At 71.8% G+C, this 20,991-nt stretch carries 20 protein-coding genes; 4 read left to right on the forward strand and 16 right to left on the reverse strand.

The features are described 5' to 3' along the window. Positions 1-6 precede the first annotated feature (6 nt). The 4 genes from ABCU91_RS11285 to mgrA are packed head-to-tail and all read right to left on the reverse strand — an operon-like array spanning position 7 to position 3,618. Positions 7-270 (reverse strand): hypothetical protein, encoded by a 264-nt coding sequence (locus tag ABCU91_RS11285; RefSeq protein ID WP_413353726.1) that lies wholly within the window; start codon positions 268-270, stop codon positions 7-9. 2 nt (positions 271-272) lie between these two features. Further along, complete coding sequence (locus ABCU91_RS11290) at positions 273-1,583, reverse strand: GNAT family N-acetyltransferase (RefSeq protein ID WP_413353727.1); 1,311 nt, start codon at positions 1,581-1,583, stop codon at positions 273-275. A gap of 38 nt (positions 1,584-1,621) precedes the next feature. Further along, complete coding sequence (locus tag ABCU91_RS11295; protein ID WP_413353728.1) at positions 1,622-2,548, reverse strand: 4-(cytidine 5'-diphospho)-2-C-methyl-D-erythritol kinase; 927 nt, start codon at positions 2,546-2,548, stop codon at positions 1,622-1,624. Then, positions 2,545-3,618: an L-glyceraldehyde 3-phosphate reductase gene (mgrA, locus tag ABCU91_RS11300; RefSeq protein ID WP_413353729.1), complete on the reverse strand. Its 1,074-nt coding sequence runs from the start codon at positions 3,616-3,618 to the stop codon at positions 2,545-2,547. The genes ABCU91_RS11295 and mgrA overlap by 4 nt, the downstream gene beginning before the upstream one ends. Positions 3,619-3,711: 93 nt before the next feature. Here mgrA and ABCU91_RS11305 point away from each other — a divergent pair, with 93 nt between their 5' ends. After that, positions 3,712-5,280, forward strand: a complete 1,569-nt coding sequence (locus ABCU91_RS11305) for a stealth conserved region 3 domain-containing protein (protein ID WP_413353730.1) — start codon at positions 3,712-3,714, stop codon at positions 5,278-5,280. Here the strand turns inward: ABCU91_RS11305 and ABCU91_RS11310 are convergent. Both ABCU91_RS11310 and rsmA read right to left on the reverse strand, forming a co-directional pair. After that, on the reverse strand, positions 5,240-6,154 hold the full coding sequence (locus ABCU91_RS11310) for a phosphodiesterase (RefSeq protein WP_413353731.1): 915 nt from the start codon (positions 6,152-6,154) through the stop codon (positions 5,240-5,242). The genes ABCU91_RS11305 and ABCU91_RS11310 overlap by 41 nt on opposite strands. A gap of 235 nt (positions 6,155-6,389) precedes the next feature. Beyond that, positions 6,390-7,229 carry a 16S rRNA (adenine(1518)-N(6)/adenine(1519)-N(6))-dimethyltransferase RsmA gene (gene rsmA / locus ABCU91_RS11315; protein ID WP_413353732.1) on the reverse strand — a complete coding sequence of 280 codons (840 nt, stop codon included), beginning with the start codon at positions 7,227-7,229 and terminating at the stop codon, positions 6,390-6,392. A gap of 54 nt (positions 7,230-7,283) precedes the next feature. Between rsmA and ABCU91_RS11320 the strand changes: the two genes are divergently transcribed. Next, the gene (locus ABCU91_RS11320; RefSeq protein ID WP_406923944.1) at positions 7,284-7,706 is read left to right on the forward strand and encodes a YkvA family protein; all 423 of its coding nucleotides are present in this window, start codon (positions 7,284-7,286) and stop codon (positions 7,704-7,706) included. Between the two features lie 93 nt (positions 7,707-7,799). Here ABCU91_RS11320 and hemL read toward each other — a convergent pair whose 3' ends face one another. Genes hemL through hemE form a run of 8 tightly spaced genes read right to left on the reverse strand, consistent with a single transcriptional unit; the run spans position 7,800 to position 16,161 of the window. Next, a complete protein-coding gene (hemL, locus tag ABCU91_RS11325; protein WP_413353733.1) occupies positions 7,800-9,104 on the reverse strand; it encodes a glutamate-1-semialdehyde 2,1-aminomutase in 1,305 nt (434 codons plus the stop codon). Next, a complete protein-coding gene (gene hemB / locus ABCU91_RS11330; protein ID WP_413353734.1) occupies positions 9,101-10,096 on the reverse strand; it encodes a porphobilinogen synthase in 996 nt (331 codons plus the stop codon). Before hemB ends, hemL begins: the two co-directional genes overlap by 4 nt. Then, positions 10,093-10,863, reverse strand: coding sequence for a uroporphyrinogen-III synthase (locus ABCU91_RS11335; protein WP_406923941.1), 771 nt, complete (start codon positions 10,861-10,863; stop codon positions 10,093-10,095). Before ABCU91_RS11335 ends, hemB begins: the two co-directional genes overlap by 4 nt. After that, on the reverse strand, positions 10,860-11,777 hold the full coding sequence (gene hemC, locus ABCU91_RS11340) for a hydroxymethylbilane synthase (RefSeq protein WP_413353735.1): 918 nt from the start codon (positions 11,775-11,777) through the stop codon (positions 10,860-10,862). The genes ABCU91_RS11335 and hemC overlap by 4 nt, the downstream gene beginning before the upstream one ends. Continuing rightward, complete coding sequence (locus tag ABCU91_RS11345) at positions 11,774-13,012, reverse strand: ferrochelatase (protein ID WP_413353736.1); 1,239 nt, start codon at positions 13,010-13,012, stop codon at positions 11,774-11,776. Before ABCU91_RS11345 ends, hemC begins: the two co-directional genes overlap by 4 nt. After that, positions 13,009-13,692 (reverse strand): hydrogen peroxide-dependent heme synthase, encoded by a 684-nt coding sequence (gene hemQ / locus ABCU91_RS11350; protein WP_413353737.1) that lies wholly within the window; start codon positions 13,690-13,692, stop codon positions 13,009-13,011. The genes ABCU91_RS11345 and hemQ overlap by 4 nt, the downstream gene beginning before the upstream one ends. Then, the gene (locus tag ABCU91_RS11355) at positions 13,682-15,043 is read right to left on the reverse strand and encodes a protoporphyrinogen/coproporphyrinogen oxidase (RefSeq protein ID WP_413353738.1); all 1,362 of its coding nucleotides are present in this window, start codon (positions 15,041-15,043) and stop codon (positions 13,682-13,684) included. Before ABCU91_RS11355 ends, hemQ begins: the two co-directional genes overlap by 11 nt. Next, positions 15,040-16,161 carry a uroporphyrinogen decarboxylase gene (gene hemE, locus ABCU91_RS11360; RefSeq protein ID WP_406924553.1) on the reverse strand — a complete coding sequence of 374 codons (1,122 nt, stop codon included), beginning with the start codon at positions 16,159-16,161 and terminating at the stop codon, positions 15,040-15,042. The genes ABCU91_RS11355 and hemE overlap by 4 nt, the downstream gene beginning before the upstream one ends. 59 nt (positions 16,162-16,220) lie before the next feature. Between hemE and ABCU91_RS11365 the strand changes: the two genes are divergently transcribed. Further along, positions 16,221-17,492, forward strand: coding sequence for a glutamyl-tRNA reductase (locus ABCU91_RS11365; RefSeq protein WP_413353739.1), 1,272 nt, complete (start codon positions 16,221-16,223; stop codon positions 17,490-17,492). After that, the gene (locus ABCU91_RS11370) at positions 17,489-18,517 is read left to right on the forward strand and encodes a LacI family DNA-binding transcriptional regulator (protein ID WP_413353740.1); all 1,029 of its coding nucleotides are present in this window, start codon (positions 17,489-17,491) and stop codon (positions 18,515-18,517) included. Before ABCU91_RS11365 ends, ABCU91_RS11370 begins: the two co-directional genes overlap by 4 nt. Here ABCU91_RS11370 and ABCU91_RS11375 read toward each other — a convergent pair. Together ABCU91_RS11375 and metG are read right to left on the reverse strand one after the other, a co-directional pair. Continuing rightward, positions 18,496-19,389, reverse strand: a complete 894-nt coding sequence (locus ABCU91_RS11375; RefSeq protein ID WP_413353741.1) for a TatD family hydrolase — start codon at positions 19,387-19,389, stop codon at positions 18,496-18,498. The two genes, ABCU91_RS11370 and ABCU91_RS11375, sit on opposite strands and share 22 nt — an antisense overlap. Further along, positions 19,386-20,954, reverse strand: coding sequence for a methionine--tRNA ligase (metG, locus tag ABCU91_RS11380; protein ID WP_413353742.1), 1,569 nt, complete (start codon positions 20,952-20,954; stop codon positions 19,386-19,388). The genes ABCU91_RS11375 and metG overlap by 4 nt, the downstream gene beginning before the upstream one ends. Between the last annotated feature and the right edge of the window lie 37 nt (positions 20,955-20,991).

The following is a 20,991-nucleotide window of genomic DNA, read 5'->3' on the forward strand; positions in this document are numbered from 1 at the left end:
ATTGTGCTAGGCGATCGCGAGAAGACCGACGAGCGCGCCCGCGAAGAGGATGACCGCCGGCCATACACCCGAACGGCCCGCGAGGCTCAACGCCGAGAACACGAAAACGACGATGCCGACGACGCGCGTCACGATCGACCCGGGTGGCACGACGTCCGCATTCCTCAGCATCGGAATGCGGCGTCCCGCGTTGGCGCGCAGCGTCGCCCAGAGCGACCACGCCAGCAGGACACCGCCGACGAAGATCCCTACCCAGGCGAGCGTGTCCACGGTCAGTACCAGAAGCTGAGGCGCGGCGTGGTGGTCGCGGCGAAGACCCGCGCGGCGCGGTGCGGGTCGTCCGTCTCGATGCGGCCGGCCCGCGCGAGGGTCACCGGCGAGACCCCGCCGAGGAGGATCGCGGACAGCTCCGCGACGCCGAGTCGGACGACGGGCACCCCGAGGGGCGGCTCGTCGACGACGTCGACGCCGGGAGTCTCACCCGCCGACAGGATGAACGTGCCGCCGGCGATCTCGAGCGGGTCGCTCACCTCGAGTGCGATGACGTCGTCGACGTCGTAGCTGCGTGCCGCCAGGGTCGCCGGGACGTCCAGCACGCGCAGGTAGTGGTGGTCGCGACTGGTGATGCGGGCCGCTCGCTTGTTATCGATCATCCACCAGAGCGGCTCGTCGACCGAGAGCTCGCTGGCCCGGACGGTGCCCACCAGATCGAGGGATAGCAGGAAGCGCCAGAGCCCGGCGTAGGCGGCATCCGTCCCCGCCACCACCCGCGACACCGTGGCCGTCGAGGCGGCCCAATCGTCGTCGTCCTCGCTGATGCTGTAGATCGCAACGCCCTCGACCTCACCCGACGGCGATCGGTACTGGACGACGCGCAGCTTGTCGGCCTTCTCGACATCAGGGCGCGTGCCGAATGTGCGGTCCCAGTGGCCCCCGGGCATGGTGATCTCGCCGGGTGTGTCCAGACGGACCCTCTCGTACAGCGCGGTCGCGGCATCCCGCCCCTGCTCCCGCGTGACGTAGTCGATGCGCCCCGGGGCGACCGGGCCGATCCACCCGGTGCGGCGTGTGGAGATCTCCCACGAGGTGGCGGTGACCGCGGGAGCGAAGCCGAACCGGCCATAGATGCCGGACTCGCTGACGGTGAGCCCCGCGATCGGGAAGCCGAGCGAGACCGCTGTGCGCAGCTCGCCGCGCATGAGGGTGCTGAGGATGCCGCGGCGCCGATGCGTGGGCGCCACCGTGACCGCGCTGATGGCGCACATCGGGATCGCCGAACCGCCAGGCAGGGTGAGCTCCGTCCCCCACGACGCGAATGTCGCGACCGGGACGTCCGCCTGTACACCGCCGTCGTCGTAGACGCCCACCTTGCGCCGGTATCCGTTGCGCGCGAAGGACTCGGTGTACTGGACCTCGGTGGGCTCTCCGTCCAGGAAGCCGCGGGCGACGGCATCCTGCCACCGGCGTGTGCCTTCACGATCGTCGTCTCCGACGCGAGCAGCCTGGAGGCCCCGGGCCTCGAATGTCGAGGCGAGTTGTTCGTCGAGCGCGGCCGAATGGAACTGGTCAGCGAGAGAGCTCATGCCCCCAGGCTATGCGGGGGTGGCGACACGATGCCAGGTCAGATCAGCCTCGCGCCGGCGACCGGACCCGAGACCGTGTGGGCCTGCCGACCGGCCGCCCCCAGACGCTCCGCGACCTCGCGGGCGTGTCCCGCGCTCGAGGCGAGGAACGCGGTCGTCGGGCCCGACCCTGACACGATGCCGCCCAGCGCACCGGCGTCCAGCCCCTCATCGAGGAGCACGGCGAGGTCGGGGCGGAGGTGGACGGCGGCGAGCTGGAGGTCGTTGCGGATCGCCGCGCCCAGGGCCGCGGCATCCCCCGATCGAAGAGCCCGCAGGACCGCGGGGCCGACCGACGGGGTCGCCCGGTCGGGGGCGATGTCGGCGTCCGCGCGCAGGCGGTCCAGCGTGCCGTACACCTCGGGGGTCGAGAGCCCGCCGCCGTCCGCGACGAGGACCCACGCGAAGGAACCGCGACCGAGGGCCGGAGCGAGCTCGTCTCCGCGCCCCGTCCCGACCGCTGTGCCGCCCAGGAGCGCGAACGGGACGTCCGCGCCGAGCTGCGAACCCAGCGCGTGCAGGTCAGCCGCGCTGAGACCGCCGTCGATCAGCTCATTGACCGCGACGAGAGCGGCCGCCGCGTCCGCCGACCCGCCTCCCATGCCGCCGGCGACGGGGACACCTTTGTGGATCTCGAGGCGGATGCCGCCCTCCCATCCGACGGCGCCCGTCACCAGGCGGGCCGCGCGCAGGGCGAGGTTCGACTCGTCGAGCGGGACGCCCGACACGTCGACGTCGCCGCTGACGGAGAGGGAGGTGGTGTCGGCGTGAGAAGCCCAGACGTCTTCGAACAGCGAGACCGCCTGATAGACGGAGGCCACGTCGTGGTAGCCGTCGTCTCCGACGGGACCGACCTCGAAGAAGAGGTTGATCTTGCCCGGCGCGCGCACGTGGACGCGCCGGGCGTCATCGAAGGGCAGACTCACGCGTTCGCCGAGTCGGCCCACAGGTCGACGTCGATCGCCCCGGACAGCTCGTCGATGCGGGCGAGTTCATCGTCGTCGAACGGCGCCCCGTCGACGGCGGCGAGGTTCTGGTCCAGCTGCTCCGGACGCGAGGCCCCGATGAGCGCGGAGGTGACGACCTCGTCGCGCAGCACCCACTGGATGGCCATCTGCGCGAGCGTCTGCCCGCGCTGCTGAGCGATGTCGTTGAGCGAGCGCAGGGTGTCGAGCGCCTTCTCGTTGAGCTGCCCGTCGGGCAGCGAGAAGCGGCTCTGGGCGCGCTCCGCGCGGCCGTCGCCGAGGTACTTGTCGGTGAGGAGTCCCTGCGCGAGCGGGGTGAACGCGATGGCCCCCATACCCGCCGTCTTGAGCGAGTCCGTGAGCCCGTCCTCGACCCAGCGGTTCAGGATCGAGTACGAGGGCTGGTGGATGATGAGCGGCGTGCCGAGGCTCTTCGCCACCGCAACGGCCTCTTCGGTGCGCTCGGCGCTGTACGAGGAGATCCCGACGTACAGAGCCTTGCCCTGACGCACGAGCGTGTCGAGGGCGCCGATGGTCTCCTCAATGGGCGTCACGGGGTCCGCGCGGTGCGAATAGAAGATGTCGACGTAGTCCACGCTCATTCGCGTGAGTGACTGCTCGGCGCTCGCGATGAGGTACTTCCGCGACCCGTAGTTGCCGTAGGGACCCGGCCACATGTCGTAGCCGGCCTTGGAGGAGAGGATCAGCTCGTCACGGTAGGGCGCGAAGTCCTCGCGCATCATGCGGCCGAAGTTCGTCTCGGCCGAACCGAACGGCGGGCCGTAGTTGTTCGCCAGGTCGAAGTGGGTGACGCCTCGATCGAAGGCGTGCCGGAGCAGAGTACGCTGGTTGTCGAAGGGGATGTTGTCCCCGAAGTTCCACCAGAGTCCCAGCGAGATCGCCGGCAGATACAGGCCGCTCGAGCCGACCTGGCGGAAGGCCCCCGCATCGTAGCGGGAGGACGCCGCCTGATAGGGGCGGTGGGTGTCGCCATTGCGCGACGAGGGGAAACGGTCCGGGTAGTCGGTCATCACCCCAGGCTAGCGATGCCGGACACCCGAAACGTCGGCGAAACGACCGACATCTACTCTTGCCCGACCGAACATGCACAACAAGGAGAACATATGGCGCGACTGACTGCACTGCCGTCCGAGGGTGGTTCCTGGACCGCACTCCTCGAACGCGAGGACATCGTCCTCATCGGAGGCATGCTGCATCTGCGCCATGACGACACCACTCCCGAGCAGGCGCGCATCGCCGACCTGCTGCTGATCGCCGACTCCCTCTCGGATGCCGGCATCCCGCATCTCCTCATCCGCCACTCCCGTTCCGTGCCGGGTCTCGTCGTCGACCTCGACCACCGCGACCGCGCGCTGAGCGCGCTCGCCGATCGGGCCGTCACCGAGCCGCTGTACGCGAAGGCCAAGGGCGGTACGCCCGTGCCGCTCGGCGAGCTCCGCCTGCGCGCGTCGGGACCCTCCTCGGTGCGGGTGTTCCGCCCGCGCATCGCCGGAGAGCTGCGCTACGGCGCCGGCCACGGCGTGCGGGTCGAGTTCTGGCGCTTCGGCGAGGAGCTGGTCGAAGCGCCCCACACCAACGACCTCACGCGTCGCGTCTTCGCGGCCGAAGACGTCGAGCCGGCGACCGTCGACCGGTACGGCCGCACCTGGCAGACCCTGCACGGCATGTTCGACCCGCATCCGGGCGACGTGACCCACGAGATCGACATGGTCTTCTCGTGGGTCGACGGCTCGTCGTCGGAGTTCCAGCGCCAGCGCGCGGCGCAGATGTCGGAGTACGTGGTCGGCGACGGCGACGACGGGCCCGCGCGCTACCGACACGTCGACGAGCTGCGGTACGCGCTGCGGAGCGTCCACATGTACGCGCCGTGGGTGCGCCGCATCTTCATCGCGACCGACTCCCCCGCCCCCGCGTGGCTGCTCGACCACCCGAAGGTGACGATCGTCCGCAGCGAGGAGTTCTTCGAGGACACCTCGGTGCTGCCGACCCACAACTCGCACGCGGTCGAAGCCCAGCTGCACCGCATCGAGGGGCTGTCGGAGCACTTCCTCTACTCGAACGACGACATGTTCTTCGGTCGGCCGCTGTCGCCCGAGCTCTTCTTCTCGCCCGCGGGCGTCTCGTCGTTCGTCGAGTGCGACGTGCGCATCGGCACCGGACCACGTCGCGTCGCCCGCAGCGGCCACGACAACGCGCTGCGCCTCAACCGCGAGCTGCTGCAGGAGCGGTTCGGCCGCACGATCGTCCGCGACCTCGAGCACTGCGCAGCGCCCCTGCGTCGCTCGGTGATGTTCGAGCTCGAGCGGGAGTTCCCCGAGGAGATCCGGCGCACCGCGGCATCCCGCTTCCGGTCCGCCACCGACGTGTCGGTGACCAACTGCCTGTACCACTACTACGCGCAGTTCACGGGGCGCGCGATCGCGTCGACCGCGCCGCGCGTGCGGTACTTCCAGACGACGCAGGCCGCGTCGCTCCGCCGCATGGAGCGACTCGCCGAGCGCAGCGATGTGGACATGTTCTGCCTCAACGACGGCGGCGACCTCGAGGTGCCCGAAGCGGTGCGCGTGCGCGCCGTGACGGGTCTGCTCGAGCGGCTCTTCCCGGTGCGCGCGCCATGGGAGGATCCCGCGGTCAGTGCAGCGCCGGCACGCCCGGTCGAGCTGCACGCGTGACGGACCCGGTGACGCCCGCCTCCCGCAGGCGTCGCTGAGCCTCGTCGGGGGCGATGTACTCCAGCGGCCGCGGCACGTCGATCGGGACGACCGAATGGACGACCGTGTCGTCGTAGACGTGCACGAGGTTGTACGCCTGCGCGCCGTCCTGCGGACGCGATCCGCCGACGGGGACGGTCAGATCCTGCGCGTAGCAGGTGGACGACGCGACCGAGACGGGGATGCCCGCGAACGTCGCGAACGTCGAGTAGTGCAGGTGTCCGGCGATGATCGCGCGGACATCCGTGCCGCGGAGGACGTCCGCGAGCCGGTTCTGGTCGCGGAGTTCGACGCTCGCCGCCAGCGGGAGGACGCTCGGAACCGGCGGGTGGTGCATCGCGAGGACGGTACCGAGCGGGGCCGGGGTAGCGAGCACGTCGCGCAGCCACTCGAGCTGCTCGGCCGAGAGCTCGCCGTGGTGATGACCTGGAACGCTCGTGTCGAGGGTGACGATCCGGAGCCCGTCGAGCTCGTCGACGCGGTCGTAGGGCGCCGTCGGGTCGGCGGGCGTCTCGTCGAGCAGGTGCTCGCGGAACGCACCGCGGTCGTCGTGGTTTCCCATGACCCACAGCAGACGCGCCCCGAGGCGATCGGCGAACGGGTCGACGAGCGCGCGTATCGCGTCGTAGGCCGCTGCCTCGCCGAGGTCGACGAGGTCGCCCGTGAAGACGATTGCGTCGGGGGCGATGCCGCTGGATTCGATGGCGTCGAGAGCGGCGGTGAGGGACGCCTCGCCGTCGACGCTGTCGAACAACTGCGGGCCAGGGCCGCGCAGATGGGTGTCACTCAGGTGGAGCAGGATCCGTTCGGCGGCCGGATGCTCGGCGCGGCGCATGGTCACTTCTTCCGTCAGTGCGAGAGCTCGGGTGCCCCCGCCTTGCTCCGCCACGTTACCGGCATGTTTCGGGAACCTGTGATGAACGACGCGCGAACACGCTGAGAACGGGGCGTTGTGTCGCTTCGGGAGGAGATGACGGATGCCGAGGGCAGAGGCCCGGCATCCGCTCCTCTGGACGCGTCATCTCCTCGCGAATCTGCGCGCGAGTGCCCGTCGGTGGGATGCCGCTGGTTCAGGCGCGGGCGATGCGGACGAAGTCCTCGATCGTGAGTTCCTCGCCGCGCGCAGTCGGGGCGACCCCGGCGCGCTCGAGGACCTCGCTCGCCGCAGCGGACGAGCCGCCGAGGACCGTCGAGAGCGCTTGGCGGAGCATCTTGCGGCGCTGCTGGAACGCCGCGTCGACGATCGCGAAGGTGCGCAGGCGCTCCTGCTCGGTGCCCCGGGCCGCGGCATCCCGCTCGAAGCCGACGAGGACGCTGTCGACATTGGGGACGGGCCAGAACACCTGACGCGAGACGGTGCCGGCGAGGCGCCACGTGCCGTACCAGGCAGCCTTCACGCTCGGGGCGCCGTAGACCTTCGACCCCGACGGCGCCGCGAGGCGTTCGCCGACCTCGGCCTGGACCATGACGACGCCGCGCTGGATGGTCGGGAAGTGCTCCATGAAGTGCAGGAGCACCGGGACGCTGACGTTGTAGGGCAGGTTCGCGACGAGGACGTCGGGGTTGCCGGGGAGCTCGCTCACCCGCAGGGCGTCCTGGGCCACGACGGTGAGGGCTCCGTCGGGCACGCCGTGCGCCGCGGCCGTGGCCGGCAGGCGCTCGGCGAGGCGGTGGTCGATCTCGACGGCGGTGACGGGGGCGCCGGTCTCGAGGATGGCGAGGGTCAGCGAGCCGAGGCCCGGCCCCACCTCGACGACGCGGTCGGCCGAGGTCACCCGCGCGGCGGTGACGATCTTGCGGACCGTGTTGGCGTCGACGACGAAGTTCTGCCCGAGCTTCTTGGTGGGAGTGACGTCGAGGTCGGCGGCGAGGGCGCGGATCTCGGCGGCTCCGAGGAGGGTGACGGGCATGGGTTCCAGCCTAGTTGCCGGGCCCCGTGCCGCCGATCAGGGGATGATGAGCTCATGGTGGACGGCTGGGTGGTCGCGGCGAGCATCGTCGGCGGCGTCGTCCTCTTGTGGGTCGCCCTGCTCGTCGTGCTCTGGGTGCAGGTGCGACGTTCCGGCGGCACGATCGATTGGCGCGAGGCGGTGCGGCTCGTTCCCGACGTGGTTCGCCTGATCCGCCGGCTGGTCGCCGACGACACCGTGCCCCGCGCCGTCCGCTGGTGGCTCGCGGGGCTCCTCGTCTACCTGCTGTCACCGATCGACCTCGTGCCCGACGTCATCCCCGTCCTCGGGTACGCGGACGATGCGATCGTCGTGGTCATCGCCTTGCGCTTCGCCCTGCGTCACGCCGGGAGGGACGCCCTCGAACGGCACTGGCCGGGCACTCCGGCGGGACTCGACAGCGTGCTCGCGCTCGTCGGTCGCTCACGCACGCGCTGACGGGTGCGCGACCGCCGGGACGGGAATGATCCCGAGGGGCGGGCGGGACGAGGTCCGGGCGACGGACCGTGCCGTCGTCGCCCGGACGGTCGTTCAGCCGGCGGCCGCCTTCGCAGCAGCGGGCAGGGCGTCGACGATCCGGCCGATGGCCGCGTCGTCGTGCGCGGCCGTGACGAACCACGCCTCGAACGCCGATGGCGGCATCGAGACGCCGCCCTCGAGCATCGCATGGAAGAAACGGCCGTAGGCGTCGGCATCCTGCGACGTCGCCGTCGCGTAGTCGGGCACGCCGTTCACGACGGACTCGCCGAAGAAGATGCTGAACAGGGTCCCCGCCCACTGCACGACGTGCGGCACCCCGGCATCCGTCAGCGCAGCGGATGCCGCGTCCGCGACGGTGTGCGCCACGGAGTCGAGCGTGCGGTACACCGCGTCGTCGGCGTGCGTGAGGGTCGCGAGGCCCGCGGCGACGGCGACCGGGTTCCCCGACAGCGTGCCGGCCTGGTAGACGGGACCGGTCGGCGCGAGGAGGTCCATGATGTCGGCCCGCCCGGCGACGGCGGCGACGGGGAGCCCGCCGCCGATGACCTTGCCGAACGCGATGAGGTCGGGGACGACGTGCTCCCTCGCCGCCTCGAGGACACCGGCATAGCCCGAGCGCGACGAGCGGAACCCGGTGAGGACCTCGTCGCTGATGAGAAGCGCGCCGTTCCGGTGTGCGATCTCGGAGAGGAACGACGTGAAGCCGGATGCCGGGGGCACGACGCCCATGTTGGCGCCAGCGGCCTCGGTGATGATCGCGGCGATCCGGCCCTCGTGGGCGCGGAACACCTCCTCGACGGCGGCGCGGTCGTTGTAGCCGATGACGAGGGTCTGCGCCGCGATCGGAGCCGGGACGCCCGCCGAGCCGGGCAGGGCGAGGGTCGCGAGGCCCGAGCCCGCCTGCGCGAGGAGGCCGTCGGAGTGCCCGTGGTAGTGCCCGGCGAACTTGATCAGCAGGTCGCGGCCGGTCGCGGCGCGCGCGAGGCGGATCGCGGTCATCGTCGCCTCGGTGCCGGTGGAGACGAGTCGGATCTTCTCCGCGGCGGGCACGCGCGAGCGGATCCCCTCGGCGAGCTCGGTCTCGGCCGCCGTCGGCGCTCCGAACGAGAGCCCGCGCTGGGCGGCCTGCACCACCGCGTCGATCACGGCAGGGTGCGAGTGACCCAGCAGGGCGGGCCCCCAGCTGGCGACGAGGTCGACGTAGTCGCGGCCGTCGGCATCCGTCACGTAGGCGCCCTGCGCCGACACCATGAACCGCGGCGTGCCGCCGACCGATCCGTAGGCCCGGACGGGCGAGTCCACACCGCCGGGGATCACTCCGCGGGCGCGGTCGAACAGCTCCTGATTGCGGCTCATGCGAGTTCCTTCCCGGCGCGCAGCCAGTGCGCGACCTCGACGGCCCAGTAGGTGAGGATGACGTCGGCGCCGGCCCGGCGGATGCCGAGGAGGCTCTCGCCGATGGCGCGCTCTCGGTCGATGAGGCCCGCGGCCGAGGCATGCTCGATCATCGCGTACTCCCCCGACACCTGGTACGCCCAGACCGGCACGTTCGAGCGGTCGGAGACCCGGGCGAGCACGTCGAGGTACGGCATGGCGGGCTTGACCATGACGACGTCGGCGCCCTCGGCGATGTCGACGAGCGCCTCCTCGACGCCCTCGCGGGCGTTCGCGGGGTCCATCTGGTACGTCCGGCGGTCGCCCTGCAGGGTCGACTCGACGGCGTCGCGGAACGGGCCGTAGAAGGCGGAGGCGTATTTGGCCGAATAGGCGAGGATCGCGACGTGCGCGAAGCCGGCGGCATCCAGTCCCGCACGGACCGCGGCGACCTGGCCGTCCATCATCCCCGAGAGGCCGAGCACGTCGGCGCCGGCGCGGGCCTGCGCGACGCCCATCTCGGCGTACACCTCGAGGGTCGCGTCGTTGTCGACCGAGCCGTCGGCGGCGAGCAGGCCGCAGTGGCCGTGGTCGGTGAACTCGTCGAGGCACAGGTCGGCCTGCACCGTGAGGCGACCCGCGGCGGCGCGCGCCGCGACGGCGATCGCGCGGTTGAGGATGCCGTCCGGATCGGTGGCGCCGCTGCCGACCGCGTCGCGGACGGCCGGGACGCCGAAGAGCATGATCCCGCCGATGCCCGCGGCGGCGGCCTCGTCGACGACGGCGGCGATCGCGTCGATCGGATGCTGCGACACCCCCGGCATGCTCGCGATGGGCTGCGAGGCGGTGATGCCCTCCTTCACGAACACCGGCAGCACGAGCTGCGACGGCACGAGGTGGTGCTCGGCGGCGAGGCGGCGCAGGGCGGGCGTGCCGCGGAGACGACGGAGACGGCGGGTGGGGAACGAGGTCATGAGGACTTCTCCGAAAGGACGCGGGCGTCGAGCTCGGCGATCAGCGCGTCGATGCTCTGGCTCTGGGCGGTGTGGCCGACGGTGAACCCGAGGGCGGTGGCGTCGCGGGTCGTACCGGGACCGATCGAGGCGACGAGGGTGGATGCCGGGAGGGTTCCGACCTGCCGGCGGAGCTCGCGTCCGACGCTCAGCGACGTGAGCAGGACGACGCCGATGTCCCCGGACCGGAGCCCCTCGACCACGGCGGGCGCGAGGTCGACCCCGATCGTCCGGTAGGCGATGCAGACGTCGACGGCGAAGCCGCGGACCTCGAGTTCGTCGCTCACGACGGCCTGCGCGAGATCGCTGCGGACGACGAGGGCGCGGCCGGTCGTGGCGGGCGTGCGGGCCGCGCACCACTGGGTCACCAGGGCCACAGCCGACGAGGCACCCGCGGGGACGAAGTCGACCTCCCACCCGGCGTCGGCGACGGCGCGGGCGGTCGCCCGACCGACGGCGGCGATCCGGGTGGTCGCGGGGATCACGACACCGTGCTGACGCAGCTGCTCCACGCTCGCGGCGCTCGTGACGAACAGCCAGGCGTACGCACCGTGCGCGAGGGCGGCGAACGCGCGATCGCGGGTCGTCGTGTCGCGCGGCGGCGCAGACGAGATCACCGGCGCGACCACGGCTTCCGCGCCCCGCGAGGCGAGGTCGGCGCGGACCCGCTCCCCCCACGCCCCCGCGCGGGGGACGAGGACGCGTGCGCCGTGCAACGCGCCGCTCATCGCGACGACCCCGCGAGATCGGCGAGGTCGGCGGCACCGCCCTCGAGCAGCTCGGCGACGACGTCGGCGGCAGCGGCATCCGCATCGATGTGCGGGTCGAGGCGACGGGACGCGACGACGGACCGGCGCCCGTCCTCGGCGTACACGTGGGCCACCAGCGTCACCGTGTCGCCGTGGTGCTCCGCGTCGATCGCGACCGGCGCGGCGCAGCCCGCCTCGAGCCGACGCAGCACAGCGCGTTCGAGGTTCGCGGCGAGGGCCGTGTCGGCGTCCTCGATGAGTCGCACGGCGTCGGCCACGGCGGCATCCCCGTCGCGGATCTCGACGGCCAAGGCGCCCTGTGCGGCCGAGGTCGGCCAGTCGAGCACCTCGGTGATCGCGGCGTCGCGCCCGATGCGTCGCAGGCCCGCCTCGGCGAGGACGATCGCGTCGTACTGACCGTCGGTGACCTTGCGGAGTCGACTGTCGACGTTGCCGCGGATGCCCTCGACGACGAGGTCGGGGCGGCGCGCGAGCACCTGGGCCACGCGACGCGGCGAGCCGGTGCCGACACGGGCGCCGGCGGGCAGCGCGTCGAGGGTCAGCCCGTCGCGGGAGTGCAGGATGTCGCGCTGCGAGGCGCGCGCCGGCACGGCGCCCACGACGATGCCGGGGTACGGCGCCGTCGGCAGGTCCTTCATCGAGTGCACGAGGAAGTCGCATTCGTCCCGCAGGAGCGCATCGCGAAGCGCCGTCGCGAAGACGCCGGTGCCGCCCATCTGCGCGAGCGGCCCGGTGAGGACATCGCCCTCGCTGGTGATCGGCACGAGTTCGACATCGCGACCGGATGCCGCGGCCACGGCATCCGCCACATGCTGCGACTGGGTCGTCGCGAGCAGGCTCGCCCGGGTGCCGAGACGCAAGGCGCCGGTCACGGTGCGACCCCCGACAGAGCGGGCTGGAAGCCGAGGCGCTTGTTCTCGCAGCACCCGGGACGGCACACGTCGTACCAGGGACCGAGGTCCGTCACGGCGGGTCGATCGGCAGCCGGAGTGCCCTTCAGGCGCTCCTCGACGAGGTCGACGAGACCGGCGACGTAGGTCGGGTGCGTGCTGGGGGTCGCGGTGCGGACGGCGACGAGGCCGAGCTCCTCCGCCGTCTCCATCGCCTCGGTGTCGAGGTCCCACATGACCTCCATGTGGTCGCTCACGAAGCCGAGGGGCACGATGAGGACCGCCTTCCGGCCGCGGCCGGGCAGCTCCTGCATCGCGTCGTTGATGTCGGGCTCGAGCCACGGGACCTGCGGCGGGCCGGACCGGCTCTGGAAGACGAGCTGCCAGGCGCCCGGGAAGCCGAGGCGCGAGATGATCTCCTCGCCGACCGCGAGATGCTGCGCGACGTAGGCGCCGCCGGGGCCGAAGCCGCGCTCGGGCGGGCCGGAGCGGTCGGCGTCGGAGGTCGGGATGGAGTGGGTCGAGAAGAGGATCTCGACCTCGTTCGCGAGGTCGGTGACTCCGCGCTCGGCGAGCTCGGCGATGCCCGCTCGGATGCCGTCGACGAACGGCGCGACGAAGCCGGGGTGGTCGAAGAACTGCCGGACCTTGTCGATCTGCACGTCGGTCTGGTGGCCGGTGGCCTCGACGGCGTCGGCGAGGTCTTCGCGGTACTGCCGGCACGACGAGTACGAGCTGTACGCGCTCGTCGCGATCGCGAGGAGCTTGCGTCGCCCGTCCGCAACGGCGGAGTCGATCGCATCGGTGACGTATGGCATCCAGTTGCGGTTGCCCCAGTAGACGGGCAGGTCGAGTCCGCGGGACGCGAGCTCGGCGTCGAGCGCCGCCTTCAGCTCGCGGTTGTGCTCGTTGATCGGCGACACGCCGCCGAAGTGACGGTAGTGGTGCGCGACCTCCTCGAGACGTTCGTCGGGGATGCCGCGGCCCGCCGTGACGTTCCGCAGGAACGGGATGACGTCGTCCTGTCCTTCGGGTCCGCCGAAGCCGAGTAGCAGGATCCCGTCGTAGTCGACGGGGATCGTCGCGTGCGGATCGCCCGCGCGCGCCCCCTCGGTCGCGTTCGGGATGACGGCGCCCTCGGCGACGACCACGCCGCTCGCCCGCGGCGGCTTGGGACGGAACTCCGGGTTCCTCGCGCCGATGTTCTGTGCGCTCACGAGAGCACCTCCGTCAGTTCATCGATCTCCACGCGACGGCCGGTGTAGAACGGGACCTCCTCGCGCACGTGGCGACGCGCGTCGGTGGCCCGGAGCTCCCGCATCATGTCGACGAGGCTGATCGGGTCGTCGCTCTCGAGCGGCAGCAGCCACTCGTAGTCGCTGAGCCCGAAGGTCGAGACCGTGTTCGCGACGACGTCGCGGAACGCGGCGCCCTTGCGGCCGTGCTCGGCGAGCATCCGCGAGCGCTCGTCCTCGGGGAGCAGGTACCACTCGTAGCTGCGGACGAAGGGATAGAGGCACAACCAGCCGCGCGCGTGCTCGCCGCGCAGGTAGCCGGGCACGTGACGCTTGTTGAACTCGGCCTCGCGGTGCACGCCCATCGCGCTCCACACGTTGGTGAAGGAGGCGAGCAGGGAGGTCCGACGCAGCTGACGGAGGGCCTTCTGGAGCGCAGCGGGATCTTCGCCGTGCAGCCACACCATGAGGTCCGCCTCGGCGCGCATGCCCGTGACGTCGTACAGACCGCGCAGGGTGACGCCGTCCGCGGGGAGTCCCTCGGCGACGGCACGCAGGGCGTCGAGATCGCTCGGCGACGGGGTCCCCGCACGGGGACGCGGACCCGCGAGGATCGCGAAGAGGGTGTAGCCGAGGCCGGGGACAGTCTCGTCAGCGGACATGACGTGCTCCTTCGGATGGGGTGGGAGAGGACGTGAGGGCGGCGGCGAGGGCTCGCGCATGCGGGATGACCGAGGCGAGTCCGGTTCCGGCCGCGACGGCTCCCGCGAGTCGGATGCCGCGGGTCGCCGCAGCCTCGGTGACCGCCGCGCGGGCGGACGGGGTCGCGACGGCGTCCGGCCACGCGACCGGGATGACGCGTCGCACGTCGGCGGGCGTGATGCGGACCCCGGTCAGGGTGCGGATCGCGGTGGCGGCACCGGCGGCATCCGTCAGTTCCCCGTGGCGACCCTCCTGCGCGGAGAGGCGGACGAGGTGCGTGCCGGCGGGGAGGGCGGCCGCGGCCCATTCCCACTTCGCGTCGACGTGGGTCAGCGCCTTCGCCGCACTGTCTATGTCAGGGGCGGCGATGACCCCGGACCCCACCGGGAACGCGTCGAAGGCGTCGGCGACGACCTCGGCGACGATGAGTCCGACCGGCGGCGCGGGAGCGACCTCGACGTGGAGGAGCCGTGCCGCGGCCGTCGGCCCGGTCGCGAGGACCACGGCGCGCGCCGAGAGGGTTTCGCCGTCGAGTTCGACGGTCGTCGCCGTGGCGGCGCGGGCGGGCGCACCGGTGCGGATGACGGCGCCCACGCGGAGCGCAGCGGCGTGGAGCTCCGCGGCGAGACGCCAGAGCCCGCCCTCGACGCCGCGGACGGCGGATCCGGCGCGGACGGCCGGCGCGAGAGCGTCGACCGCAGCGGTCAGAGAGCCGAGGGCCTCTGCCCTCTCCCACAGCACCGGGTGGAGCGCGGACAGACGTACGCTGTCGGCGGCTTGCGAGTAGACGCTTCGGCAGAGCGGCTCGACGAGGCGGGCCGTGACGCGCGCACCGTAGCGGCTCGTGGCGAGCTCGGCGAGCGTCGGCTCGGGGCCGGTCGACCAGGGCATCGAGCGTTCCTGCGCCGCGCGCCGCGCGCCGGCGCGCCCGATGATGCGGACGACGTCGGCGGCCGGCGGGTCGGCGGGCATCCCGACGAGAGCGCGGCGGGGCAGGGGCGCCCGGTCCACCCGGCCGGACCGGCGGCGGAAGGCGACGTGGGCGCCGGCGGGTGCGGGCTCGACGAGCTGGACGGGAAGGCGCGCGTCGGCGACGAGGTCGGCGACCCCCGTCGTCCGGGTGGCGAACGATTCGGCGCCGAGGTCGGCGTCGAGGCCGGCCACCGCACCGCGACGCAACATCCCACCGGCGTCGTCCGACGCCTCGACGAGGACGACGTCCCGACCCGCGCGGGCGAGTTCCCACGCGATCGTCAGGCCGGCGATGCCGCCGCCCACGATGACGACGTCGTGGGTCACGTCGGAGGTCACGGTGCCCGCCAATCGTGGACGGTCCGGACCACCGCCGAAATGGCGTCGGGGTCGGCCTCCATCGGCACGCCGTGACCGAGGTTGAAGACGTGGGCGCGGGCGGCGAGGCCGTCCTCGAGGACGCGGTGGACCTCCGCCGTCCGCACCGCCTCGGGAGCGAACAGCAGCGCCGGGTCGAGGTTGCCCTGCAGCGTCAGGTCGCGTCCGATCCGCTCACGTGCGTCGGCGAGGCGCACGCGGTAGTCCACGCCGAGCGCGTCGATGTCGGGCGTCGCCATGTCGGCGAGGATCTCGCCCGTGCCGACGCCGAAGTGCACGAGCGGCAGGCGGTCGACGCCCTCCGGGAGCGGGAGCGACCGCGCGTGCTGAAGTGCGGCGACGGATGCCGGGAGCACCGACGCGCGGTAGTCATCGGGGTTCAGGCCACCCGCCCACGAGTCGAACAGCTGTCCGGCGCTGGCGCCCGCCTCGATCTGGAGGGCGAGGAATCGGCCCGTGACCTCGGCGAGCCACATCGTGAGGTCCTGCCATGCCGCGGGATCCTCGTGGATGAGGCGCCGGGCGGCGAGGTGATCCTTCGACGGTCCGCCTTCGACAAGGTAGGCGGCGAGGGTGAACGGGGCCCCGGCGAACCCGATGAGCGGCAGCGGCTCACCGCGCTCCTCGGACAGGTCGGCGAGCATGGCGGTCGTGCGACCGACGGCATCCGCGATGGCCTCACCGCGCTCGGTCACGAGCGCCGGGTCGATCGCCGTCGTGCGGGCGATGTCGGCGGCGGTGCGCAGGGGCTCGGAGAACACGGGGCCTCGGCCGGCGGCGATCTCGACGTCGATGCCGAGGAGCGCGAGCGGCACGATGATGTCGCTGAAGAAGATGGCCGCGTCGACGCCGTGACGGCGCACGGGCTGCATCGTGATTTCGCTCGCCAGAGCAGGGTCGAGGCACGCGTCGAGCATCGTCCCCTGGGACCGCAGCGCCCGGTACTCCGGCAACGAACGACCCGCCTGGCGCATGAACCAGACGGGGGTGATGTCGGGGCGGTCGCCCAGGAGTGCACGGACGAGTCGCGACTCGCGGGTGCGTGCGGCGACGAGAGGGTGGCTGAGGCCGGGAATGATGAACTCCTCGAATCGGTTAATCGATATACTAGTCGCGATCCAAGGGGGTTCTCCGCACCGTGCTCGTCTGCCTGACCGCGCATCAGCGCTCCACACCGTTCGACTCGCTCGAGCGGCTCTCGACGGTCGGCGACGACCTCGCAGAGCGTCTGTCCGCGGTCCACGACTCGGTGCGCGGCGCCGTCGTCCTCGCCACCTGCAACCGCTTCGAGGCGTACTTCGACCTCGCTGAGGAGCCCGACCTCGCCTCCCCCGTCCCCGCGATGGATGCCGCGATGGAGGCGATCGCCGGCGCCGCCGACATGGACTACCGATCGCTTCGCGAGAACGTCGACTTCGCCCACGGCAATCAGGTCGCCCATCACCTCTTCACCGTCGCGTCGGGCCTGGACTCGGTCGCCGTCGGCGAGGACGAGATCGCCGGACAGGTGCGGCGCGCCCTCGAGGCCGCCCGCGGTCGCGGCCTGACGACCGCACCCCTCGAGCATCTCTTCCAACGCGCGACCGAGACCTCCCGTGCCGTCAAGAACACGACGCGCCTCGGCGAATCCGGCCGCTCGCTCGTCCGTCTCGCCGTCGACCTCGTGAGCTCCCGCGTCGACTGGGACACCGCGCGCGTCCTGCTCGTCGGCACCGGACGCTACGCCGCGGCGGCGCTCGCCGCCCTCCGCGCCGTCGGCGCCACCGACATCCGCGTGCACTCCCGGTCCGGACGCCAGCGGTTCGCGAATCGCGAGCACCTGGTCCACGTGAGCACCGAGGATTATGCCGAGGAGGCGGCCGCCGCGGACGTCGTCGTCACGTGTACGGCGACGACCGACACCTTCGCCCTCGAGGCGTTCTCGCATGCGACGGCCCGCGCGGGCAGCACACAGGCCCAGGTCGTCATCGACCTCGGTCTTCCCCGCAACGTCGACCCCGAAGTCGCACTCCTGCCCGGAGTCGAACTGCTCGACCTCGAGACCATCCGTCTCCACGCGCCCGTCGACGAGGCCGAGACCGTCGGTCAGGCCCGCGAGATCGTGCAGGCCGCCGCACAGCGCCACGCCGCCGCCCGCCGCGTGCACGAGGTCGCACCCTCTGTCGTCGACCTCCGCGGATTCGTCCACGGCGTCCTCGACGAGGAGCTGACACGCGCGCGCCGCCGCGGCGACTCGCCCGAGGTCGAGACGGCCCTGCGCCATTTCTCGGGCGTCCTGATGCACCAGCTCATCGCCCGCGGCCACACGCTCGCCTCCTCGGGCGCGGGCACCGAGTGGGCCGAGGCGATCCGTACGGTCCTTCCGGACAGCCGTGAGGGCATCTCGCCGGACGAGGGCGAACAGCCGTGAGCCCGAGCGTCACGCTGAAGGACATCGCGCGCGCCGCAGGCGTGTCGACGGCGGCCATCAGCCAGGCGCTCAACGATCGCGGAAGCATGCGTCCCGAGACGCGCGAGCGCATCAAGGCGATCGCCGCCGAACTCGGCTACGTACCCAACCGGCACGCCACCGCCCTCCGCAGCGGCCGCACGATGACGGTCGGGTTCGTCATGGTCGACGACTCCGAGGCCGACCGGCGCGCCGAACTGCAGCGCGCACGCAAACTCATCTCGCTCGTCCGCGCCTCCGCCGTCCACGGATTCACCGTTACCGTCCTCCCCGACTCGAACCCCGATCTCATCTCGGGCACGACCCTGGACGCTCTCTACGTGCCCGATGCGCGGGGCAATCAGCCACTCCTCCAGGCGGCCATCGCCCGCGGCATCCCGATCGTCGCCGACGACCAGTTCGTCGACGGCTCGCGCGGCCTCAGCATCCGCACCGGTTACGACGCCGCCGTCCGTGCCGGACTCGACGAGCTCGAGCGCGCAGGGGCCAAGCGGATCCTCTTCCTGACCGAGGAGGGGCGGGAGCCCCGCGACGAGATCGGGCGCGCGGCGTACGAGATCTGGAGTTCGGTGCGCGGACGCGAGCCGCTCGTGCGCGCCGTCGACCCGTCCCGTCGGACGCTCCCCCGCCTCCTCACCGAGGCCCTTTCCGACGGAGCCGACGCCGTCTTCGCGGGCGCCGAAGACGGGCCCGACGTCTACCTCCAGCTCGAGGAGATGCGCCTCGTCATCCCGCGGGACGTCCAGCTGGTGGCCCTCTGCACGACCGACTGCGCCGTCAACCGGAGACTTGGCGTCACCCATGTCTGCATCCGTCCCGACCTCGCCGCCGAGGCGATGTTCGAGACACTTCCGGCCGCCCTCCTGGACGAGGGGCCTCGCGTCGTCGACCTGCCGTGGGAGCTCGTCCCCGGAGCGACGACGCGGCCACCTCTCACGGCGAGCCTCGTCGCCGCTCAGGCGGCTCAGTCGGTGAAGGCTCCGTAGACCTCGAGGGTGTTCTGCGCCAGCTGCGCGCACAGGTCGTCGAGGTCGATGCCGAGCTCCGCCGCGAGGAAGCGCACCGTGACCGGCACGAGGTACGGAGCGTTCGGTCGCCCGCGGTGCGGCACGGGCGTGAGGAAGGGGGCGTCCGTCTCGACGAGGATCCGCTCACGCGGGGTGACCGCGAGGGCGTCCCGCAGATTCTGCGCGTTCTTGAACGTCACGTTCCCGGCGAAGCTGAGCCAATAGCCGCGGTCGGCGCAGTAGCGGGCCATGTCCGCGTCGCCCGAGAAGCAGTGGAAGACCGTGCGCTCGGGCGCACCGACCCGCTCCAAGGTCTCGAGGACGGCGTCGTGGGCGTCGCGGTCATGGATCTGCATCGCGATGCCGTGGCGCTTCGCGATGTCGATGTGAGCCTCGAAGCTCTCGACCTGCGCGGGGATGCCCTCGGCGTCCGTGCGGAAGAAGTCCAGCCCCGTCTCGCCCACGGCCCGCACACGCGGCTGCGCAGCGAGCTCGTCGATGACGGCGATCGCCTCGTCGAGACGCCCGGCCGTCTTGTAGGCGGGCGCCTCGTTCGGGTGGATGGCGACGGCTGCCAGCACCGACGGGTGGGATGCCGCGGCCCACGCGGACCAGCGCGACGAATCGATGTCGCCGCCGGCTTGCACGACACCCGCCACACCGACGCCCGCTGCGAGGGCGAGCTGCTCATCGAGGCCGCGCGGCTCATCGCCGTCCTCGATCTCGAGGTGCGTGTGGTTGTCGTAGACGGCCACGGGCAGCGGCTCGGGCGCGTCCGGCCAGCGGACGTCCCGCGCCGACTGTTCGCGCTGACGGACGTAGCCGCTCGGATCCGTCGGTTCCGTCGTCATGCGGTCTGCTCGACGCGGGGGAACAGCGGTGCGAGCGCAGCCACGCGGCTCCCTGCGGGGAGCTGGCCCCACGTCCCGGCGTCGCGCAGCGGCTGAGCCGTCAGCTCGCCGGGGGCGCCGAGAGCGTTCCAGAGCGTCGCCGTCGACTGCGGCATGACGGGCGAGAGCAGCACGGCGAGGGCCCGCAGCCCTTCCGCCGCCGTGTAGAGCACGGTCGACAGCCGCTCGCGCTTGTCCTCGTCCTTCGCGAGCGCCCACGGCTCGTTCTCGGTGATGTAGCCGTTGAGCTCGTCGACGATCGTCCAGATCGCCGCGATCGCCTCGTCGGGACGGAACGCCGTCATCGCGGCGTCCGCAGCGGTCGCGGCATCCGCCACGGTCCGCTGCACCCGCAGGTCGATCTCCGCGGCCTCACCCGCGGCCGGCACGACGCCGTCGAAGTAGCGACCGATCATCGCGACGGTGCGCGAGGCGAGGTTGCCGAACCCGTTGGCGAGCTCGGCCTGGTAGCGCGCGGACAGGTCCTCCCACGAGAACGAGCCGTCCTGGCCGAAGGCGATCGCCGACAGGAAGTAGAACCGGTAGGCATCCGATCCGAACACGTCGGTGATCTCGGTCGGCGCGATACCCGTGAGCTTCGACTTCGACATCTTCTCGCCGCCGACGAGCAGCCAGCCGTGCGCGAAGATCCCCTTCGGCACCTCGAGACCCGCGGCCATCAGCATGGCGGGCCAGATGACGGCGTGGAAGCGGAGGATGTCCTTGCCGACGACGTGATACGCCGGCCAGCGACGCTCGAACTGCTCGGGGTCGTCGCCGTATCCGACGGCGGTCGCGTAGTTCAGCAGCGCATCGACCCACACGTAGATGACGTGCGAGTCGTCCCACGGGACGCGGATGCCCCAGTCGAACGCGGACCGCGAGATCGACAGGTCCTTGAGGCCTGAGCGGACGAAGGAGACGACCTCGTTGCGGGCGGAGTCGGGGCGCACGAAGTCGGGCTGGGTCTTGTAGAGCTCGAGAAGGCGGTCCTGGAACTCGCTGAGCTTGAAGAAGTAGTTCTTCTCCTGCAGCAGCTCGAGCGGCTTGGAGTGGATCGCGCAGACCTTGAGGCCCTCGAAGGGGCCGGTGCCGTCGACGATCTCGGCCTCGGGCTTGAACTCCTCGCAGCCGACGCAGTACAGCGCCTCGTATTCACCCGCGTAGATGTACCCGCTGTCGTAGAGCGCCTGCACGAAGGTCTTGACGCGCTCCTCGTGGCGAGGCTGCGTCGTGCGGATGAAGTCGTCGTTGGCGACATCGAGGGTCTTCAGCAGCGGGAACCACGACTCCTCGACGAGCTTGTCGACCCACGCCTGCGGGGTGACGCCGTTCGCCGTCGCGGCACGGAGCATCTTCTGCCCGTGCTCGTCGGTGCCGGTGAGCATCCAGGTGTCGTCGCCCGACTGGCGGTGCCAGCGCGCGAGCGTGTCCACCGCCACCGACGTGTACCCGTGCCCGATGTGGGGCAGATCGCTCGGGTAGTAGATGGGGGTGGTGATGTAGAAGGCGCCGCCGGAAGTCACCTGGAGATTCTACGGGCGACGCGGCGACCCCCGTCGT

The organism is Microbacterium phoenicis, from assembly GCF_047302325.1.
In the GTDB taxonomy this organism is placed as follows: domain Bacteria; phylum Actinomycetota; class Actinomycetes; order Actinomycetales; family Microbacteriaceae; genus Microbacterium.

Bases quoted from the DNA above. Each gene is read 5' to 3' on its own strand.
- hemQ (WP_413353737.1), bottom strand. From the start codon at position 13,692: ATGTCCGCTGACGAGACTGTCCCCGGCCTCGGCTACACCCTCTTCGCG.
- ABCU91_RS11290 (WP_413353727.1), bottom strand. From the start codon at position 1,583: ATGAGCTCTCTCGCTGACCAGTTCCATTCGGCCGCGCTCGACGAACAA.
- ABCU91_RS11305 (WP_413353730.1), top strand. From the start codon at position 3,712: ATGGCGCGACTGACTGCACTGCCGTCCGAGGGTGGTTCCTGGACCGCA.
- hemL (WP_413353733.1), bottom strand. From the start codon at position 9,104: ATGAGCCGCAATCAGGAGCTGTTCGACCGCGCCCGCGGAGTGATCCCC.
- ABCU91_RS11375 (WP_413353741.1), bottom strand. From the start codon at position 19,389: ATGACGACGGAACCGACGGATCCGAGCGGCTACGTCCGTCAGCGCGAA.
- hemB (WP_413353734.1), bottom strand. From the start codon at position 10,096: ATGACCTCGTTCCCCACCCGCCGTCTCCGTCGTCTCCGCGGCACGCCC.
- rsmA (WP_413353732.1), bottom strand. From the start codon at position 7,229: ATGCCCGTCACCCTCCTCGGAGCCGCCGAGATCCGCGCCCTCGCCGCC.
- mgrA (WP_413353729.1), bottom strand. From the start codon at position 3,618: ATGACCGACTACCCGGACCGTTTCCCCTCGTCGCGCAATGGCGACACC.
- ABCU91_RS11335 (WP_406923941.1), bottom strand. From the start codon at position 10,863: ATGAGCGGCGCGTTGCACGGCGCACGCGTCCTCGTCCCCCGCGCGGGG.
- ABCU91_RS11310 (WP_413353731.1), bottom strand. From the start codon at position 6,154: ATGCGCCGCGCCGAGCATCCGGCCGCCGAACGGATCCTGCTCCACCTG.
- ABCU91_RS11320 (WP_406923944.1), top strand. From the start codon at position 7,284: ATGGTGGACGGCTGGGTGGTCGCGGCGAGCATCGTCGGCGGCGTCGTC.